General features: G+C 37.4%; 1 protein-coding gene. It reads right to left on the bottom strand.

The genetic code is table 11. The features are described from left to right. Nucleotides 1-198: 198 nt before the first annotated feature. A partial coding sequence (locus HMPREF2701_RS07025) for a pneumococcal-type histidine triad protein (RefSeq protein WP_148130523.1) occupies nt 199-1647 on the bottom strand: 1449 nt, incomplete at its 5' end.

The raw sequence follows: 1647 nt of genomic DNA, 5'->3' as shown, positions 1-1647 counted from the left end.
GCAGCTGCTGACCCAGCTAGATATTTTTTATTGATTTTCATTCTTTCCTCTTTTCTTGACTCTATTTGATTCACTATAAAACAATAAACCAGTTAATTAACTAGTTAATAGTTTACTCTTTTTAGTACTGCTTGTCAAGAATTTTTCGTATATACATAATAAAAATGAAAGCCCCTTTATCGAGACTCCCATTTTTCATTAGTTTGTTTTTTCCTTATTTACAGGTGAAGGATTACTACCTTTTAACAACGCAAGTAATTTTTCTGCTTCTGCCATGATACCATTATTATCCATGGTTTGCAGGCTCAAATTATTTCGTAAACCAGCTAGGGTTTCTGTCGCATTGCCTTTCAGACTAGCATCCGTTACTTTAGCAAGTAAAGCTTCTGCTTCTTTGAGCTTGGCTTCTACTTTTTCAGTCTCCACTTGAGGGACTTCTGGCTCAGCAGGTGTTTCCTCTACTGGTTCTTCATCCGCTTTGAAGTTCTTTTTGGGATCTTCACTGTGGTCTTTCTTACCTAAGACATGCTCGCTGGCATTGCCCCATCCATCATTAGAATGTGGACGTTCGTCAGGATGTTCAACATAGTATTTAATCGTCGCAAATAAGTCTTCCAGAGTATAACCATTTGGAGCCTTGTATGAATGATCATCAAACCAAGCAAATTTAATGTTATGGTAATGATCCTTATGAGGAATAATCAAATTACCATTTTTAACTTCAACTGTATGCTCGACCATGTATGGAAGTCGAACGAGTGGAATTCGTTTTTCCCCTTTCACACGATTGTAAATGGCCGCTGCACTATCTCCAGTTGGATTTGCTTGAGCATCTGCGTCTGGAGATGGAGGTAAAATACCTTTTTCCTTGGTATAAGATTGAGCCGCAGCTTTTTCCTTATCAGAAAGGCTGTCTTTTCCAATCCAGTGACTATGGCCCATATGAGGTGTTACATAGGCATCTCCTTCATCACTGATAATATCATGTTCGTCAAAAATGTAACCATCTGACGTTGTATACTTATCAGCTAGTTGAGCAATACGAACTTCGTTTTCGGTATATTCAATTTGAGAATTTGGTTTTCCAAGTCGCTCTGGGTGGGTAATTGGTGCTAAGAATGACAATAAATCATCTACCAATTTTCCTTTATTAGTCGATTCATCATTCAATCGTTCTGCTAATTTGTCCAAAGCTTGGAAATCAGAAGTACGACCCTTATTTTCAGACAATGCTTTATGAGCCTCGGCCAATAAATTATATGCTTTATCATAAAATTCTTGGTCACGAGGAGCAACTTTTTCTTTTTTAGCATTTAAAGCGTGTGATACACTCTCTTGTTTTGATAACTTGCTTTCAAGATTTTTAACAGTTTCAGATGGTAAATCTTTCGCAAAAACATAGCGTGAGATTCCTTTTTCTTCGAAAACATATCCTTCTCCAACTTTTCGTACCAGCTGGCTAACCAAAGAAGAATTTGAGTCTATTTTAGGATTTAGAGTAGGAGCCGGCTTTACAATAGGTTTCAAAGGTTTTAAGGTAAGAGCTGGCAAAACAGGAGATGGAATTGGATTTGGAAGGCTTGGAGTCGGAATCGGTTTTAATTCTTTACCACCTGCAGTAGTATGATTTCCTTGATAATTTTCAGA

This window comes from Streptococcus sp. HMSC077D04, from assembly GCF_001808785.1.
GTDB classification, from domain to species: domain Bacteria; phylum Bacillota; class Bacilli; order Lactobacillales; family Streptococcaceae; genus Streptococcus; species Streptococcus mitis_BX.
The sequence above is the reverse complement of the archived record's forward strand: the minus strand, read 5'-3'. Positions and strand labels throughout refer to the sequence as shown.